14 protein-coding genes are annotated in these 17732 nt (G+C 72.2%); 6 read left to right on the top strand and 8 right to left on the bottom strand.

What is annotated here, in order from left to right:
- The first annotated feature begins 133 nt into the window (after positions 1–133).
- A complete protein-coding gene (locus I8N67_RS24405; RefSeq protein WP_200305508.1) occupies positions 134–679 on the top strand; it encodes a hypothetical protein in 546 nt (181 codons plus the stop codon).
- Between the two features lie 512 nt (positions 680–1191).
- On the opposite strand, the gene I8N67_RS24400 is transcribed toward I8N67_RS24405, so the two are convergent.
- From I8N67_RS24400 to I8N67_RS24385, 4 genes are all read right to left on the bottom strand, one after another.
- Positions 1192–1350: a DUF6760 family protein gene (locus I8N67_RS24400; RefSeq protein ID WP_200305506.1), complete on the bottom strand. Its 159-nt coding sequence runs from the start codon at positions 1348–1350 to the stop codon at positions 1192–1194.
- Positions 1347–1883 (bottom strand): hypothetical protein, encoded by a 537-nt coding sequence (locus I8N67_RS24395; protein ID WP_200305504.1) that lies wholly within the window; start codon positions 1881–1883, stop codon positions 1347–1349. Before I8N67_RS24395 ends, I8N67_RS24400 begins: the two co-directional genes overlap by 4 nt.
- Positions 1883–2326: a phage tail protein gene (locus tag I8N67_RS24390; protein ID WP_033526822.1), complete on the bottom strand. Its 444-nt coding sequence runs from the start codon at positions 2324–2326 to the stop codon at positions 1883–1885. The genes I8N67_RS24395 and I8N67_RS24390 overlap by 1 nt, the downstream gene beginning before the upstream one ends.
- A 72-nt stretch (positions 2327–2398) precedes the next feature.
- Positions 2399–3979 (bottom strand): phage tail sheath subtilisin-like domain-containing protein, encoded by a 1581-nt coding sequence (locus tag I8N67_RS24385; protein ID WP_200305502.1) that lies wholly within the window; start codon positions 3977–3979, stop codon positions 2399–2401.
- Positions 3980–4282: 303 nt separating this feature from the next.
- Between I8N67_RS24385 and I8N67_RS44290 the strand changes: the two genes are divergently transcribed.
- The 3 genes from I8N67_RS44290 (at position 4283) to I8N67_RS24370 (ending at position 9531) form a co-directional block, all read left to right on the top strand.
- Positions 4283–6349, top strand: a complete 2067-nt coding sequence (locus I8N67_RS44290; RefSeq protein ID WP_307835352.1) for an eCIS core domain-containing protein — start codon at positions 4283–4285, stop codon at positions 6347–6349.
- 199 nt (positions 6350–6548) lie between these two features.
- Positions 6549–7994 (top strand): hydrolase, encoded by a 1446-nt coding sequence (locus tag I8N67_RS24375; protein WP_200305498.1) that lies wholly within the window; start codon positions 6549–6551, stop codon positions 7992–7994.
- Between the two features lie 130 nt (positions 7995–8124).
- A complete protein-coding gene (locus I8N67_RS24370; RefSeq protein WP_200305496.1) occupies positions 8125–9531 on the top strand; it encodes an RICIN domain-containing protein in 1407 nt (468 codons plus the stop codon).
- A gap of 22 nt (positions 9532–9553) precedes the next feature.
- On the opposite strand, the gene I8N67_RS42865 is transcribed toward I8N67_RS24370, so the two are convergent.
- From I8N67_RS42865 to I8N67_RS42860, 4 genes are all read right to left on the bottom strand, one after another.
- Positions 9554–11932 carry an ATP-binding protein gene (locus I8N67_RS42865; RefSeq protein ID WP_307835351.1) on the bottom strand — a complete coding sequence of 793 codons (2379 nt, stop codon included), beginning with the start codon at positions 11930–11932 and terminating at the stop codon, positions 9554–9556.
- Positions 11929–12585, bottom strand: a complete 657-nt coding sequence (locus I8N67_RS24355) for a Pvc16 family protein (protein ID WP_200305494.1) — start codon at positions 12583–12585, stop codon at positions 11929–11931. Before I8N67_RS24355 ends, I8N67_RS42865 begins: the two co-directional genes overlap by 4 nt.
- Before the next feature lie 132 nt (positions 12586–12717).
- Positions 12718–13359: a helix-turn-helix transcriptional regulator gene (locus I8N67_RS24350; RefSeq protein WP_200305590.1), complete on the bottom strand. Its 642-nt coding sequence runs from the start codon at positions 13357–13359 to the stop codon at positions 12718–12720.
- Positions 13360–13470: 111 nt separating this feature from the next.
- Entirely contained in the window at positions 13471–13821 is a 351-nt protein-coding gene (locus tag I8N67_RS42860; protein ID WP_234046211.1) for a hypothetical protein, read from the bottom strand.
- Positions 13822–14010: 189 nt separating this feature from the next.
- Here I8N67_RS42860 and I8N67_RS24340 point away from each other — a divergent pair, with 189 nt between their 5' ends.
- Positions 14011–16824, top strand: a complete 2814-nt coding sequence (locus I8N67_RS24340) for an AAA family ATPase (RefSeq protein WP_200305490.1) — start codon at positions 14011–14013, stop codon at positions 16822–16824.
- Positions 16825–16997: 173 nt separating this feature from the next.
- Positions 16998–17447, top strand: a complete 450-nt coding sequence (locus I8N67_RS24335) for a DoxX family protein (RefSeq protein ID WP_307835350.1) — start codon at positions 16998–17000, stop codon at positions 17445–17447.
- Positions 17448–17732: the final 285 nt, after the last annotated feature.

The following is a 17732-nucleotide window of genomic DNA, read 5'->3' as shown; positions in this document are numbered from 1 at the left end:
TGGGGCCGAATCGGCGGGACCCACGCCCGGACTGGCCGAGCCCGATGCCGTACGCCCCGACACGGAGCCCCCGCCGGAGGCCCCGGCGCCGGGAGCTGTTCCGAACGGACTCGCGACTGAACTGGCCGGACCCGTGGCCGAGTCGGCGGCAGCCGCACTTGAACCGGCCGAGGCCGACGCCGTACGCGCCGGCCCGGTAGGCCCCGACGAGGCGACGCCCGGCGCCGTAGCGGCCGATGCCGTACGGCCCGACGCCCCGCTGGTCCCGGAACTCTGCGGCAGTGCCGACGGCAGCGTCCGCCGTTGCACCGCAGGTGCGGTGGGCACCCTCGTCAACGGGGTCGGCCGAGTGACACGCGGCGGTACCGGAGTCACGCGGGGCCCGGTCGGGCGGGACCCCGTGACCCGGTACGGGGCGCGCTGTACGGGCGGCGCGTCGCCGTGCGCCTCGGCCGGAGCTTCGGGCTCGTCGTACGCCACCGGCAAGGTGCGTGCGGGCAGTTCGAGGCCGGAGACCGGGGTCGCCGACGTGGTGAGGGCGTCCTTGACCAGCCCACCCGGCGCTCCGGGCAGGACGGCGTGGGACAGGGTCCCGGTCAAGGACGGGTTCTGCCAGGTGGACAACCGCCCGCTGAACCCGGCGTCGGCGACGACATCCCGCCCGACGACGGCCCGCTGAATCGGAGCGAGCCCCTTCCACCCACCGGCCGAAGCGACCCCGCCGACGGGAGCGACCCCGTCACCCGGAGCGGCCCCACCCACGGAACCCACAGAAGGCACCCCGACTCCCGAAGCCGAACCGGCCCCCGAAGCGATCCCAGCTTCCGAAGCCACCCCAGCCCCAGCGGCAGAGCGCACCCCGCCGCCCGAGCCGGCCCCGGCACCGGAGCCCACCCCACCACGGAAGCCGGCCCCGGCACCCGAGCTGGCCCCGGCACCCGAGCCGACTCCAGTACCCGAGCCGGCCCCGGCACCCGAGCCGGCCCCGGCACCCGAGCCGACCCCGGCACCCGAGCCGGCCCCGGCACCCGAGCCAGCCCCAGTACCCGAGCCGACCCCGGCACCCGAGCCAGCCCCAGTACCCGAGCCGGCCCCGGCACCCGAGCCGGCGTCCACACCCCCGTCGTCCCCACCGCGACGCCCCGTCGATCCGGCCGGGCCGCCGCGCAGGCGGTTCAAGAAGCCCACGTGTCAGCCCTCCGCCCCGCCCCGTGTCACGAGGGACGCGATCTGTTCGGTGTAGCGGCGGCGGTCATGGTGTTCGAGGTCGAGGATTTCCTCGTGGCCCCAGTGGAAGTGGAAGGCGACGTACGCGATCTCCTCGTGCAGCCGGTCGGTCGCGTACGTCACGATTCCCCCAGGCGGCTCCCGCCGAGTTCGACCTCGAAGGGCTCGGAGCAGTGCGGGCACTCCACGGCCGCGCGGGTGTGGCCCTCGGCGTTGACCTGGCGGTAGAAGTCCTGCAAAAACGCGAGGTCGGACGCGAACATGTTCTCCACGATCCCGTCGTGGACCATCGGCAGGTTGCCGAGGCGGGTGATGACCCGCCCCAGCAGCACGACCGACAGATACGCCGGGTTCTCCTGCACGCGGACGTCGCGCAGCGGGATCAACTCGTCCCGGGCGGTGGCGAGACGCATCACGCCCTCCCGGTGGACCGTCCCCGCCTCGTCGACATAGCCGCGCGGCAGCTCGAAGGGGAACTCCGTCCGCAGCCGCTGCGCCATCGGCGCGACGGCCGGAGCCGGCGAGGGAGAGGGCGCGGGCGTGAGTGCGGGGCCGGGAGCGGCCGCGGCCTCTCCCTCCCCCGCACCCGGTACGTCCACGATCGAGCCCGCGCTCATGCTCGCGCCCAAGCCCGCCCGGGCAGCCGTACGCCGCATTACTCGATGACCAGTTCTTCGAAGACGATGGTCACGGTCTCGGTGAGGGCGGACGCCTCGCCCGCCTTGAGGGTGCTCGCGTCGATCTTGCTGCACCAGGCGTTGCGCATGTTGTACCGCTTCACCGGATTGTTCTGATAATCCATCATGATGATCGACGCGTTCTTGCGGGCCGAGCCCATCTGACCGTTGATGGAGTCGTTGATCCACGTGTTGAACGCGGCCGACTGGGTCATACCGCGGACCACGGTGCACTGCCCGTTCTTCTGCACACCGGGCAGAAGGTTGACCTCGGGCCGCCCCTGGGCGGAGTTCTGCTGGTACGTGATGACGTCCTGTTCGAGGGTGAGGCCGCTGACCTCCGCGAGGTACTCGACCATCACCCCGTCGATCTGGAGGCCGAAATTGTGTGAGGTAAGGGCGTCACCCGGCGCGAGACTCATCTGTTCTGTGTCCTTCTAGGGGGCTTGAGGAATGGCTGGCGTACGGAGGCAGGTGGGCGCGGGCCGGACGGCCTACTCCTCCAGCTCCCCGTTGCCGCTGGAGAACTGGGCCAGCCGGAAGATCACGAACTCGGCGGGCTTGACGGGGGCGATGCCGATCTCGCAGATGACCCGGCCGAGGTCGACCGACTCCGGCGGGTTCGTCTCGTCGTCGCACTTGACGTAGTACGCGTCCTCGGGCCGCTGGCCGAAGAGGGCGCCGCTGCGCCACTCGTTGACCAGGAACGCGGAGACGTTGCGCCGGATCCGGGCCCACAGGGCGTGGTCGTTCGGCTCGAACACCACCCACTGGGTGCCGATCAGGATCGACTCCTCCAGGTAGTTGAAGTACCGGCGGATGTTGAGGTAGCGCCAGGCCGGGTCGGACGACATGGTGCGGGCGCCCCAGACGCGGATACCGCGGCCCGGGAAGGCGCGGATGCAGTTGACGCCGATGGGGTTGAGGAGGTCCTGCTCGCCCCGGGTGATCTGGAGTTCGAGGTCCACCGCGCCGCGTACGACCTCGTTGGCGGGCGCCTTGTGCACGCCGCGCTCGAAGTCGTTGCGGGCCCAGACACCGGCGACATGGCCGCTCGGCGGAATGATGCGGGACTGGCCGGACGCCGGGTCGAAGACCTTGATCCAGGGGTAGTAGAGGGCCGCGTACTTGGAGTCGTACCCGGCGGTCTCCTGGCGCCAGACCCGGATCTGACGGGCGTTGAGGCCGGGCGGCGGGTCGATGACGGCGACCCGGTCGCCCATCAGCTCGCAGTGCGCGATCAGGCCGAGCTGGACCGCCTTGACGGCCTCCAGGTCGATCGCGCCGCGCTGGTAGGCGGCCATCAGGTCGGGCACCGCGACCATCGAGATCTCGTCCACGGCCTCCAGACCGCCGAAACCGGTGCGGTCGGCGGAGTCGCCGAGGTACTCGGCCGGACCCGGGTGGTCGGCGCCCGCCGAGGCGGTGGCGGCCGGGACGGCGGCGGGAGCGGCGGGGGCCGCCAGCGCCACGGTCTGGTTGTCGGGGCGCGCCAGCTGTGCGGCGGGCGCCGCCTCCTGAACGGAGATGAGCTTGGAGCGCTCCTTGACCTGGGTGACGACGTAGTTGCGGCCACCCTTCTTGGCGGTCACGTCGAACGTCTCGGCGGTCTTGTCGCCGTCCTTGACGATGAGCTTGAACCGCTCGGCAGGACCCTCGCCCTCCGGGTCGGCGACCTCGACGCTGAGCGAACGGCCCGCGATGGCGGTCACCTGGAAGGTGCCCAGCTGCTTCGGCTCGCCCGACGGCAGCGCGGCCGGCGCGGCGGAGCCCGTCACGGCGGCCGGTCCGCCGGCGGCCGCGTCCGCGGCGGTGCCGCCGACCCGGACGACGTACGCGGCGCTGCCGCCGTTGTTGAAGAACCCGTACACCGAGTGCGCGAGGTAGTAGCCGTCGGTGAACTCGCCGAAGGCCGCGACGTACTGGGTCCAGTTGGTCACCAGCGTCGGCTCGTTCAGCGGGCCGGTCGGGGCCAGGCCGACGAAGGCCGCCACCGAGGTGCCCACACCCTCGATGGGACGCGAGCCGCTGGCCACCTCCTCGACGTATACGCCGGGCGACAGGTAGGACGGCATGCTCTGCTCTCCTTGGGGTACGAGACAGGTCGCCTCTCACCCTCACGCGCGAAGCGCGTCCTTCGAAACGTCCTCGGGGGCCTGGTCGGGGGCAGTGCCGTTGCCCGCAGGGGCAGTCGCGAGGGCAACGGCGATGGCGATGGTGAAGGCGATGGCGACGTGCTGCCCCCGGATCTGCCCCCGAGTACCTTCCGCGTGCCGCGGCCGTCCGGTATGTCTGATGGGCTGGAGTACCCCGTCGAGTACCCGTCTTTCGAGTTGCGAGTTGCGAGTTGCGAGTTGCGAGTTTCGAGGAGAGTGCCGGTGCGCGCGCAGGACAAGGCGACCGCCAAGGACCGAGGCCGGACCGGCGCGGGCCGCCCGGCCGGACGCGTCCCCGCGCACGGCCCCGCCGCCGCCCTCCTGGCGCTGCAACGGGCAGCCGGCAACGCGGCCGTGGCCCGTGCCGTCGACGAGCAGCGCCACGAGCACGACGCGGGCTGCGGGCACGGCGCCGGTGCCTCCTCCGTGCAGCGCTCGGCGGTGCACCAGGTTCTCGGCACCTCGGGGCAGCCCCTGGGCGCCGCGCTGCGCTCGGAGATGGAGGGCCGGTTCGACGGCGAGGACTTCAGCGGCGTACGCGTCCACACCGACACCGTGGCCCAGCGGTCCGCGGCGGAGATCGGCGCGAAGGCGTACACGTCCGGCTCCCATGTGGTGTGGGACGGCCGGGACAAGCACACGCTCGCCCATGAGCTGGACCACTACCGCCAGCAGCGGCGGGGCACGGTGCCCGGCACGGACAACGGCTCCGGGCTGCGCGTCTCCGACCCCTCCGACTGGGCCGAACAGGAGGCGGAGGCAACCGCCCGGCGGGTGATGAGCGGACCGGCTCCCGTTCAGCGCGCCACGGACGGCCCGGAGCACGCCGGAGCCCTGGACGCGCCGGCCACGGCGCGACTGGGCCACCCGGTGCAGCGTCAAGCGGGCCACACCGTGCGCCAATCAGGCCACACCGCGCGGCGCGAACCGGGCCACACCGTGCAGCGCAAGGGGAACGACACGCTGGAGGACATGGCCAAGCCCCCCGCCACGCTGGCCAACCGGCTCACCGGCTGGATCAAGGCCAAGCCCGTCTCCGAGGCGATGGCGCCGGTGAAGGCGGCCGTCGAGGCGTACGACAGGTCCACCGTCCGCGACCCTCAGCGCTGCCTGGAGCAGCTGGTGAACCTCCAGATGCTCGCCATGCCGATGCGTGAGGGCGCGCCGGCCGGTGACCAGACCTACCTGGCCCAGGTGCTCTCGGCCGTCCGCACCGAGATCGACACCGTGGCAAACCAGTCCGCGCGCGACGGGAGCCTGTCCGCCCAGGCACTGGAGCCCTACAAGGCCATGACCGACCGGGGCACCATGTGGAAGGACCCGGAGTTCGAGCAGGGGACCGTGAACTTCGAAATGTCCGGGTTCGGCTATGTCCGCGAGATGTCGGAAATGAACCGGGCGGAACTGACGAAGGAGATCGGCAGCACGGGGAAAAAGGACTGGGTGAAGGACGTCAGGCGCAAACTGGAGAACGAATTCCAGAACAGCGTGGTCGCCCATTACACCAAGCAGGAGCAGCTCGACGCGATGATGCAGGCCGAGAAGAAGCTGAAACCCAAGTCGGAGCTGGCCGAGGGCAGCAAGAACAACACCCAGAACGTCGATGAACTGGTGCTCGGCAACGAGGCCTTCGTCTTCTTCTACATCGAGCCCAAGGGCAAGACGGACCGTGCCCCCCGCTTCGGCGAGTTCCGGATCGAGCTCGCCATGGACAGGCTGGTCAGCGAGGGCTGGATCATGCTGAGCGACTTCATCCAGCGTGACTACCCCGCACTCGTCGCACCTCCGGGCCGGCCGGAGCTGCCCGAGCACAAGGCGAAGTCGGATCAGTACGACCTCAAGGAGAAGCAGAAAGACTACAAGTCGGTGCGTGAATTCAAGCGGGGCGGCCTCGGAGAGGACGTGCTGATGGAAATGGCCACGTCCTTCAACCACATTCAGGATCCGGAGGAAAAACAGGCGCACACGTTCGCGCGGCAGCTCGCCCGCACAGTGCCCGGAGACCAAATGGTCTACGGCCCGGAGAAGGAGGTCAAGCGGCCCGAACTCCTCCACAAGAACATCCTCGCCGGCTCCGACATCGTGCCCGGTCTGGTCGAGCGCACGGTGGTCGAGATCATGCGGTTCGAGGAGGCCAACCCGCCGCTGGCGCAGCGGCTGAAGGCCATGGGCGGTGCCGAGCTGATGGACTTCCTGCTCCGGGAACTCCTGCGCCCCCAGGCGATGATGCCGAACTCGGTGGACATCTCGACGGCCGAGATCTCCCGGGTGAAGGGCAAGAGCAATTGACCGGACGCGGACACCGGGAAGACGCGGACACCGGGAAGACGCGGACACCGGGAAGACGCGGACACCGGGAAGACGCGGACACCGGGAAGGCCGCGGACACCGTGAACGGGGCCGCCGCCACCCCGCGCTGCCCCTTCAGGCAAGGAAGGCTGCCCCGGCGTCTCTGATCCGGCGCGGGGCGCTGCCGTAGCGTCCCTGTGTGAGCCTTTGGACTTCCCTCGAACCAGCCTCCGCGACCGTCGACCCCGGTGGCAGTACGACCGTGCGGCTGCGGCTGCGCAACACCGGTGACGTGGTCGACGAGTACCGTTTCGAGCCGGTCGGCGACCTTGCGCCGTGGACGACGGTCGAGCCGCAGTCGCTTCGGCTGTATCCGGGGACGACGGGGTCGGTGGACCTTGTGTTCGCGCCGCCCCGTACGCCTGACGCGACCGCCGGCCCGAACGCGTACGCCGTACGGATCTCGCCGACCGAGCATCCCGAGGCGACCACCGTTCCCGAGGGCAACCTGACGATCACGCCGTTCACGGAGGTGCGGGCGGAGCTGGTCCCGCCGACCGTGAAGGGACGCTTCCGGGGACGGCCCAAGCTGGCCGTCGACAACCTGGGCAACACCAAGGTGACCGCGTCGCTCAGCGGCAGCGACAACGGCGACCAGCTGTCGTACGACATCCATCCGAGCAACGTCCAGATCGAGCCCGGCCGGGCGGTGTTCGTGAAGGCCACGCTGAAGCCGCGCCAGATCATCTGGTTCGGGTCGAAGGAGGAGCGGCCGTACGCGCTCGCCGTGAAGCGGTCGGGGGTGACGCCGCTCGATGTCGACGGCACCTATGTGCAGCGGAGCTTCCTGCCGGGCTGGCTGGCCACCAGCCTCGGGATCCTCCTGGCGCTTGCGATCACCTTCGTGACGCTGTGGATCGCCTACAAGCGCCCGGTCGCCAGCGCCGCGACACCGCTCGAAGAGGCCGCCATCAGCACGCTGGAGCCCAGCCCGTCGGCGCCGGCGTCGGCCCCTCCGGCGCCCGCGTCCTCCGAACCCGTCGCGCCGCCCCAGGCGACGGTCGAGCCGGAGACCGACAGCGGCGACGGCGGCGGCGACGGCGGGTCGGGTGGCGGCGGCTCCGAGGAGACGGAGCAGAAGCCCAAGCAGCGGACCGCGGCGACCGCCGTCCAGCAACTGGCCGCGAACGACCCCGATGGCAAACACATCTGCTACCGCGCCTTTGTGGCGGGCAAGGGCTGGACGGAGCCCGAGTGCGACGGCGACATGGCCGGCACGGTGGGTGAGAACAGGCCGCTCACGGCCCTCAACGTCGCCGTGTCCGGGGTCAGCGGCACGGCCGGCGCCGCCTTCGTCCACAACCCCGAGTCGACCAACGGCCAGGGCCACTACGTCGAGCCGTGGGCCTCCGCCCCCGACGGCAGCAACAACTACTTCGGCGACAGCAAGAAGGACGCCCCGAACCTGCTGGGCTTCACCATCAACGTCGACAGCGGCCGCGGCGCGGTCTGCCAGACCGTCCGCCAGCACGACAGGGGCTGGCAGAACATGGCCTGCGACAAGCCCAACGAGGGGGAGGGCTTCATCTTCGGCGGCACCCTCGACAACGGCGTCTGGCTCGAAGCCGTCAAGTTCACCGTGTGACAAGGGCTCTCCGAGGGTGGGCCGAAGGGGCCGGCCGGGGTCAACCGGGCCGGCCCCGGTGACCGCCGGGGCAGCCCGGCCTGCCCCGGCGGCTCCTGACGGACACGGGTCGCCCCCGTAACGTCGAACGGTGAGTCTCTGGACCTCCCTTGAACCCGCCTCCGCCACCGTGGACCCGGGCGGCAGTACGACCGTGCGGCTGCGGCTGCGCAACACCGGTGACGTGGTCGACGAGTACCGTTTCGAGCCGGTCGGCGACCTTGCGCCGTGGACGATGGTCGAGCCGCAGTCGCTTCGGCTGTATCCGGGGACGACGGGGTCGGTGGACCTTGTGTTCGCGCCGCCCCGTACGCCTGACGCGACCGCCGGCCCGAACGCGTACGCCGTACGGATCTCGCCGACCGAGCATCCCGAGGCGACCACCGTTCCCGAGGGCAACCTGACGATCACGCCGTTCACGGAGGTGCGGGCGGAGCTGGTCCCGCCGACCGTGAAGGGACGCTTCCGGGGACGGCCCAAGCTGGCCGTCGACAACCTCGGCAACACCCGCCTCACCGCCGCCGTCAGCGGCAGCGACAACGGCGACCAGCTGTCGTACGACATCCACCCGGCCAACGTCCAGATCGAACCCGGCCGGGCCGCGTTCGTGAAGACGACGCTGAAGCCCCGGCAGATCATCTGGTTCGGATCGAAGCAGGAGCGACCGTACGCGCTCGCTGTCCAACGGGCGGGCGCCGCACCGCAGTCCGTGGACGGCACCTATGTCCAGCGCGGATTCTTACCCGGCTGGCTGGCCACCTGCCTCGGGATCTTCCTCGCGCTGGCGATCACCTTCGTGACGCTGTGGCTCGCCTACAGGCCCCAGCTCATCAGCGCCGCGACGCCGCTCGGGGAGTCCGGTACGACGGCTCTGCCGAGCGCCAGTCCGTCCGCGATGGCCCCGGCGCCGAGCATCTCGGCGGCGCCGCTGCCCTCGCAGACCCCCGACGTCCCCAAGCAGGAGGAGCAGCCCGAGGACTCCGGTTCGGGCTCCGGGTCCGGCTCGGGCTCCGGGTCCGGCTCCGGTTCGGGCGGGTCGGGGTCGGGGTCGGGGTCGGACAAGGAGCCGGACACGAAGGCCACGTCGAAGCAGCCGGCCGCCGCCAAGGGGTTCCTGATCACCGGTCGGGGCTCGGACCGCTGTGTCGACGTCACGGACGCGGAGAACGGCAAGGGCAAGGACGGCACCCCGCTCCAGATCTGGGACTGCGCCGGCACCGCCAACCAGAAGTGGGACTTCCGCGGCGACGGCACCGTGCGCTCCCTCGGCCTGTGCATGGACGTCGCCTGGGGCTCCCGGGACGACGGCGCCGTCATCCAGGTGGCCAGGTGCAGCGGAAACCCGGCCCAGCAGTTCGTGCTGAGCACCGAGGGCGACCTGGTCAACCCGCAGGCCGACAAGTGCGTGGACGTGAAGGACAACGGCACGGGCGACGGGGCGAAACTTCAGCTGTGGACGTGCGCGGGCACGCCCAACCAGAAGTGGCGCGTCGAGTAGCCCTGTTCGGTGGGCGGGGCCGTCACCAGTTGCCCTCGCCCGGCACCAGCCGGCCGGCCTTGCGGTACTCGCGCTCCGCGCCCTCCCGCAGGTCGGCGGTGGTGACCGGCCCGGCGCGCCCGGCCGCGGCGTAGGCGGCGGTGACGACGGCGCTGCGGATGGAACCGCCGGCCAGTTCGAAGTCACGGGCGACCGCGCCCGGATCGGTGCCGTCCGCGCACGGCACCGCGGCGAGGCTGTGCCGCCACAGGGCCAGCCGCTGGGCGGTGTCCGGGAACGGGAAGTCGACCACCAGATCCAGCCGCCGGGTGAACGCCTCGTCGATGTTGGCCCGGAGATTGGTGGTGAGCAGGGCGATGCCGTCGAAGGACTCCAGCCGCTGGAGCAGATAGGCGCTCTCCATGTTGGCGTGCTTGTCGTGGGAGTCCTTGACCTCCGAGCGTTTGCCGAACACGGCGTCCGCCTCGTCGAAGAGCAGCACGGCGTCGGTACGGTCGGCCTCGGTGAAGATCCGTTCGAGGTTCTTCTCGGTCTCGCCCACGTACTTGTCGACGATCGAGGAGAGCTGCACGACATAGAGGTCCAGGCCGAGTTCGGCGGCCACGACCTCGGCGGACAGCGTCTTGCCGGTGCCCGACTCCCCCGCGAACAGCCCGAGCACACCATGGCCCCGGCCGCCACCGGCACTCAGCCGCCAGTCGCCGAGCACCCGGTCGCGATGGCGGGCGCGCAGGGCGAGTTCCCGCAGCTGGGCGAGGGGCTTGTCGGGCAGCACGAGGTCGCCCCAGCCGACCTCGGGACGGATCCGCCGGGCATGCCGCTCCAGCCCGGAGGCGGACTGCTGCCGCGTGGCGAGCCGCAGATGCGCGGCTGTCACCGGCGTCCCGTCGAACGCGGCGAGCCCCAGTGCCGCACGCGCCGCCCGCTCGATCCGATCACCACCGAGCCGGTACGGGGCGACGGTGGCCGCGAGGTCGAACCCTGGGCCGCCCACTCCGGCACGGTCTGTCTTGGCGCCGGGCCCCGGGCTGTCTGTTTTGGCGCCGAGTTCCGGGCTGTCTGTCCTGGCACCGTCTGTCCTGGCGCCGGGCCCCGGGCTGTCTGTTTTGGCGCCGAGTTCCGGGCTGTCCGCCCTGGCACCGTCTGCCCTGGCGCCGGGCCCCGGGCTGTCTGCCCCGGCATCGAGCCCTGGACTGTCCGCCCCGGGACCGAGCCTCGGGCCGTCCGCCCCGGCACCATCTGCCCTGGCGCCGGGCCCCGGGCCGTCTGCCCCGGCGCCGAGCCCTGGACTGTCCGCCCCGGCGCCAAACCCCGGCCCCCCCGCCCCCACACCCAGCGCCGCGGCCCAGACGTCCACCGCGCCCGTGGGCGGCCGGGGCACGTCGAGGACCAGCGGATCGCGGTCGCACCACTGTGGGTCGTACGGCCGTGACGCCGCGAACAGTACGGAGACGTCGGCCGCCGTCAGCGCCCGTAGCAGCGGGGCCGGCCGCTCCGGCAACGGCGACACGACGATCGCGCAGCCGCGCAGCCGGGCCTCGCGCAGCAGGCGGGGGAGCAGCCCGGTGAGTTCCTCCTCGGCCGCCGGGGGCGTGCAGTACAGGGCCTCTACGCCGGCCGCGCGCAGGGCCGCCGCGGCGCGCACCAGCCCGTCGCCCTCACGGTGTTCACGCAGGTACACCGTGACCGGCGCGGCGGCCAGCCGGTCGGCCAGCCTGGCGGTGAACCCGCCGTCCGCCGAGGGCACCGCCGGGACCGGGGGCCGGGTCAACGCCCGGACATGACCGGCGAGCGCCGCGTCCAGCGTGTCGTCACCGAGCAGATGCGCGACCACCCGGTCGGGCACCCTCAACTCCCGGCTCAGGAACGGGCGTTCGGCGTCCTCGACGGTCAGCAGCCCGAGCGCGCTCAGCGGCGCCGAGGGCCGGCACCGGGCGCGTGCCGCCGCCAGGTGCACGGGCAGCCCGCACAGATCGAGCGCGAGCCCGACGGTGGCCCGCCGCCTGCTGACGTCGTCATTCAGATACCCGTACAGCTGCTCGTAGGAGCGGTCCAGGTCGGGCGCGAGCGCGATGAGCAGGATCCGCGTGTCCAGCTCGGTGAGCCCGAGCCGCCCCGCGAGCCGCTCCAGCCGGCCCTCCGGAACCGCCCCGGAGCTCTCGCCGCCCTCGAACACGGCCGCGTACGGCGTCGCCGAGGGCCCCAGCAGATGCCGTACGGCCTCCTCGGACAGGTACAGCCCCCGCAGCGGGTCACCCGCCGTCGGATCGGCGGCACCGCGCTCGGCCACCAGCTCGGCCACCCGGTCACGCAGCCGGGCGAGCCGGGTCAGGAGCGGGTCGGCGGCGGCGGGAACTGCGTGGGCCGCCCGGGAACCGGCGTGGGATGAGTGCGTGGTCACCGCTGCCGTTCTCCCGTGTCCGGCGCGGGCGCCAGGTGGCGCGGCCGGTGGGCGCGCTCCTCGGAACCCTCCAGGGAGCCGTCCATGCCCCGGACCCGCACGGCCGCGCCCTCGGTGACCGGGGGCCCGGCGTCGTACTCGGGGAAGGCCGGGAAGGGGGCGGTGACCACGAGGTCGAGGGACGGCTTGAGTGCGCCGCCCAGCGCGGACCAGATCTCGGCGAGGGACCGCGACTCGGAGTGCAGCCCCGCCACCGAGACCGGCACAGACAGGCCCAGCGCGCCGAGCGCGCCCGGGAGTTCGGTGGGGTGCAGCAGCTCGTGCGGCAGCAGGGTGGCCAACACCGCCGACAGCAGCCGGTGTTCGTCCTGCGGCTGTTTGGTCCAGGCGGTGACCAGATACGACAGCCGGAACCAGCGGGGCGGTTGACGACGCCGTACGACGATGTCGCGCTCGTCACGGACCGGCATCTGGCCACGCTGGCGGCGGGAGACGTCCTCACGGATGTCGTACAGATAGGTGTTGATGGTGGGCGCGTTGCGCCGGGCCGCCCAGTCGCGGGTCGGGGCCTCGAAGGAGACGTCGATGCCGGAGCCGGCCAGGGCACCACCGCCGATCAGTCCCTTGAGGACGTCGTCCACCTCGTGGATCACGGTCGTGCTCCTGCCGCGTCGTATGCCTGTCCGCCGATCCTGCCCGTCGCGGCGCCGCCCTCGTAGACACACCGGGGACGTCCAGGGGGCATTCCATGCTGCCCAACCGGCCTGGTGAGTCTGCCCGTTCGATCAGATGTAGCCTTCCCGGAGGGCATAGGCCACCGCGTGCGCCCGGTTGCGGAGATGCAGTCGGGTGGTGAGCCCGTGCATCACGTTCTTGACGGTGCGTTCGGAGTAGGAGAGCTTGCTCGCGATCTCACCGGTGTCCATCCCCTCGGCGACGAGCCGGAGGACGTCGATCTCACGCGGCACCAGGCCGGACAGCGGCGCTCCGGGCCGCCCGGCCACGGAACGCTGCAACGTACCCACCTGGTTGATCAGCCGTCCCAGCAGGTCGGCGGGCAGATCACCGTCCCCCCGGGACGCCGCGAGCACGGCCTGCGACAGGCGGTGCGCGGTGGCCTCGTGGCGCCACACGATGGCCCCGACCCCGCACTCGATCACATCGAGCAGCTCGGTCTCGCGGATCAGGCCCACCACCAGGACGGCCCGCGCCCCCTCGCTGCGCACCAGTCGGCGCAGCGCGGCGAGCAGCGTCTCGTCCGGTGTCTCACCGACCAGCACGGCCACGGTGCCCGGCCGGACGCTGGCATCGTGCACCAGTTCGATCACCGGGTGCCCGCGCAGCTGGCTGAGCACACCGGCCCGCGAGAGGGGGTCGGAGGTGTGGACCGCGACGGGGATGCGGCGCTGGGACTCCTGGGAACCCAGGCCGCCTTGGGAACCCTTGGGGCCCTGGGAGCTCTGGGAGCCCTGGGGACCTTGGGACTCCGCCGGGAGTGCGTCCGAGTTCCGGAATGTGGTGCGCAACCGTTTCTCCTGCTATGCGCGAAATCGCCGCTCCTGTGAGGGGAGTGGCCGATGGGCTCGATCCACACTTCTGTGTCCTGTGCGCCCCGCGCAATCGTGGAGGACCACGAGATCGACCACGAGATCGGTCCCGCGCCCGGCCACGAGATCGGTCCCGCGCCCGGCCACGAGATCGGTCCCGCGCCCGGCCACGAGATCGGTCCCGCGCCCGACCACGAGATCGGTCCCGCGCCCGACCACGAGATCGGTCCCGCGCCCGACCACGAGATCGGTCCCGCGCCCGACCACGAGATCGGTCTCGCGCCCGGCCTCCTGCCCGATCACATGGCCGATCACATGGAAGCCGGTCTCCCGCCCGATCACGGCACTTCCACGCCAAACGACCGCGTCCGGTGCACCTGGACAGCGCATGCCCCGTCTACGGAAGCGGAAAACGACAGTCCACGACAGCCACGGAAGTCAGCACAGCCACGGCAGCCCACAGCTGTAGAGCACGACCATCCACGGGGGTCCACGGCTGTCGGCAACGACAGTCCACGACAGGAGGCAGTGATGTGCGGACCCGAACCGCTCCTGGAACGCCGTGAACCCCTGGAGCTACTGGCCAACGAGGCCGCCCGAGCCCGCACCGGCGCCGGCCGCCTCGTGCTGCTCAGGGGCGCCACCGGCACCGGACGCACCGCGCTCCTGGAGGCCGCCGCCGACCACGCGGCAGCGAACGGCATGCGCGTCCTACGGGCCCGCTGCTCACCCGAGCACACCTCCGTACCGTTCGACACGATCTTCCAACTCCTCTCCCACAGCCCGGAGTTCGACCAGGCGGCGGGCGAGGAACCGGACCCGCCGGGCACCCCGCCGCACCGGGGCCGGCCTGCCCGGCTCTGGCGTCTGCTGCACTCCCACGCCGCCGAGTCCCCGCTGCTCGTCGCGGTGGACGACGTGCACTTCGCCGACGACTCCTCACGCCGCTGGCTCGTCGAGGCCGTCCGCCGCATCGACCGCCTGCCGGTGCTCCTGGTGGTCACCGAGCGCAGCCAGTACGACATCGACCCCCCGGCGGACGGCCTCGCGCACGCCCTCTCGCCCGCCCTCGTCCACACCCGCACCCTGGCCCCGCTGAGCCGGAACGCCGCGGCGGAGCTGGTCCGTTCGGCCCACGGCGGCGGCGCCCCGCCGGAGTGGGTCGACGCCTGCTTAACGACGGGCGCGGGCAACCCACTGCTGCTGCGCGCCCTGCTGGACGACCTGCGAAGCCCCGACCCGGCCGGCTTCCCGGCCGCCCTGCCGGACACCTGCGCCGCGCTCTACGCCGGCACCTACTCCGCCGCGGTGTCCTGGTGGCTGGACAGCGCCGGGCCCGCGACCACCGAGGTCGCCCGCGCGCTCGCCGCACTGGACGACGCGGACACCCCGGCGTCGGCCGACGCCGAGCTGCTCGCCCGGACGGCCGGCGCCGACCCCGCCCGCGTACCCGGCTGGCTCACGGCGATGACCTGCCTGGGCCTGCTGTGCCCGGACCCCGAGGGGCGCCCCCGCTACGCCCACCCGCTGCTGCGGGACGCGGTGCTCGCCGGGTGGGCGACCGCGCCGCGGCAGGCCGCCCACCGCCGGGCGGCCGAGGCGATGCTGCACCGCGGCGACCACGCCGAGGCCGTCGCCGGACAACTGCTGCGGTCCGGGCCCGTCGGCGAGGCCTGGGCGACCGGTGTGCTGCTCGACGCCGCCGACCTCGCCGTCCGCGCGGACCGCAGCGACGACGCCCTCGCCTACCTCCGCCGCGCCCTCGACGAACCGATGCCGGCCGCCCGCCGGACCGTCGTCCTCACCGAACTGGGCTCCCTGGAGTACGCCACCGTACGATCCACCGCCGGCATACCCCGGCTCGCCGAGGCGATGCGCCTGCCAGGACCGCCCCGCGAACGCGTCCACGCGGCGGTCGCGCTGGGCACCGCCCTGGCCCGGCGCGGCGAGGCCCGCGCCGCCGTCGACGTCCTGCGCGGCCTGCGCGACGAACACCTGACGGGCCACCCGGACCTGATCCGCACGGTCCAGACCGCCTCCGCCCTCCTCTCCGACCACGACCAGGGCGTACGACAGGAGGTGTACCGCTGGCTCCGCGAGACCGCCGAGGGATCACCCAGCCTGGTCGGCACGGCAGGCCAAGCCCTCCTCGTACGCTACGAGGCGACCGCCGGCCTCACCTCCGCGGCCTCGGCGATGCACCGCGTGCGGGCCCTCCTCGCTCAGCCGGCCGACCCGCTCGCCGAGGTCTTCCTGCTGGGCACCGCCGCCGCCGTCGCCCAATGGGCCGACCAGCTCGACGAGGCCGAACGCCTCGTCCGGCGCGGCCTGACCGGCCAGCGCACGTCGCTCCTCCACCCCATGCACCTGGCCCTGCTCAACGTCCGCATCGACATCGCGGCCACCCGCGGCTCCTACGACGAGGTCCTCGCCGCCCCCGAGGTGTGGCGCCCCGCCGACGGCCGCGCGGAATCCCCCAACGCGCTGGCCCACGCGGTCATCGCCCTCGTCGAGACCGGCCGCCCCGCCGAAGCCGCCCACCTGGCCGACGGCTTCGACCTCCGCAACACCCACGACTCCTGGGAGTTGAACCGCTTCTTCTACGCCCGAGGCCTCCTCCGCGCCGCCACTGACGACCCGGCGGCCGCCCTCGACGACTTCCTGGAGTGCGGCCGCCGCCAGTCCGCCCGCGACGTGGCCAGCCCGATCGTCACCCCGTGGCGGACCGCCGCCGCCGCGTGCCACCTGGCCCTCGGCCGCCCCCACGAAGCCCTGGCCCTCGCCGAACAGGAACTCTGCCTGGCCAACACCTGGAACACCCCCCGAGTCCTCGGCCGCGCCCTGAGCACCCTCGGCACGGCCACGGGCGGCCGCCGGGGCCTGGAACTGGGCGACCGGGCGGTACGGGTGCTACGGCAGGGCGTCGACGGCACCCAGCCGGCCGGAGAACCCGTCGAGACGGAGCTGATCCCGGCGCTCGTCGCACAGGGACGGGGACTCGCCGCCGCCGGCGAGCGTGCGCGGGCCCGGGACGCCTTCCGGGAGGCGGCCGAACGCGCCGAACGGCTGGGCGCGGTCCGCCTCCATACCGTCGCCGAGGCCGCCCTGCGCGACGGCGGCGCCCGCCGCACGGCCTCCCTGACCGGACCCCGCGCCCTCACCGCCGGCGAACGCCGCATCGCCGAACTCGCCGCACAGAGCCGCACCAACACCGAGATAGCCGAACTCCTCCACCTCGCCCGCCGCACCGTAGAAACCCACCTCACCAGCACCTACCGCAAACTCGGCATACGCCGCCGATCCGAACTGGGCGCGGCCCTGGCGAACACCGGCGAGAGCGCATGACGAGGCCGCCCACTCGCGACGACCGTCAAGACCACGCTCTCCGCAAAGCCCCCGGCGGATTCCTTGAACCCGAAGCAGGGCAGATGCGTAGCCAAAAACCGGGAGGACCCACGCGTAGCACCCCACCCCTGAGCCGACCGACCCAACACATCGCACACATCCGAGGAGCACCCGTGAACACCCCACGCCTGAACGACTGGCTCACCACGCGACAACCCCTCGTGCTGGGCCTGTTCCGCATCGTCCTGGGCGTGCTCTTCGCCAGCGAGGGCGCCGCCACGGTCTTCGGCATACTGGACCGCAAGGCGAGCCCGGTCGGTGACTGGCCCTTCTGGTACGCCGGAGTCATCGAGCTGACCTGCGGCATCCTCGTACTCCTCGGCCTGGCGACCCGCCCCGCCGCCTTCCTCAGCTCCGGCATCATGGCCTTCGCCTACTTCACAGAACACCAAAAAGAAGGCCTCTTCCCCCTCCAGAACGGCGGCCTCTCCCCCGCCCTCTTCTGCTGGGGCTTCCTCCTCCTGGTCTTCACGGGCCCAGGAGCCCTGTCCCTGGCAGGCCTCACCAGCCGCGAAAGCACCAACCGCCCGGACTCCCACCGAGTGAGCGAGCAGTCTTCGTAGGAGACACGAAGACCCTCCCCCTCAACACTCGACGACGTTCTCCGCGAGCCCGCCCCGCGCCGTCTCCCTGTACTTCACGGACCTGTCAGCTGCTTTTGATCAAGGCGCTGACCTGGCGTTTTGGCGCAGAAAGCGTGGCTCGCGTGGCGCCCGGGATTTTTCGGGGACTCCTTGCTGATGCTTACCTGCAAGGTATCTGGCAGCGCTCGGCATACGCTGTGCGGGCGGAATCAAGAACGGCGTCGACGTCCGGGCGAGCATTCGCCCGAGCCGACGAACCGGCGT

Source organism: Streptomyces adelaidensis, from assembly GCF_016598475.1.
Taxonomy (GTDB): domain Bacteria; phylum Actinomycetota; class Actinomycetes; order Streptomycetales; family Streptomycetaceae; genus Streptomyces; species Streptomyces adelaidensis.
This window is presented reverse-complemented; position numbering and strand designations above follow the sequence as displayed.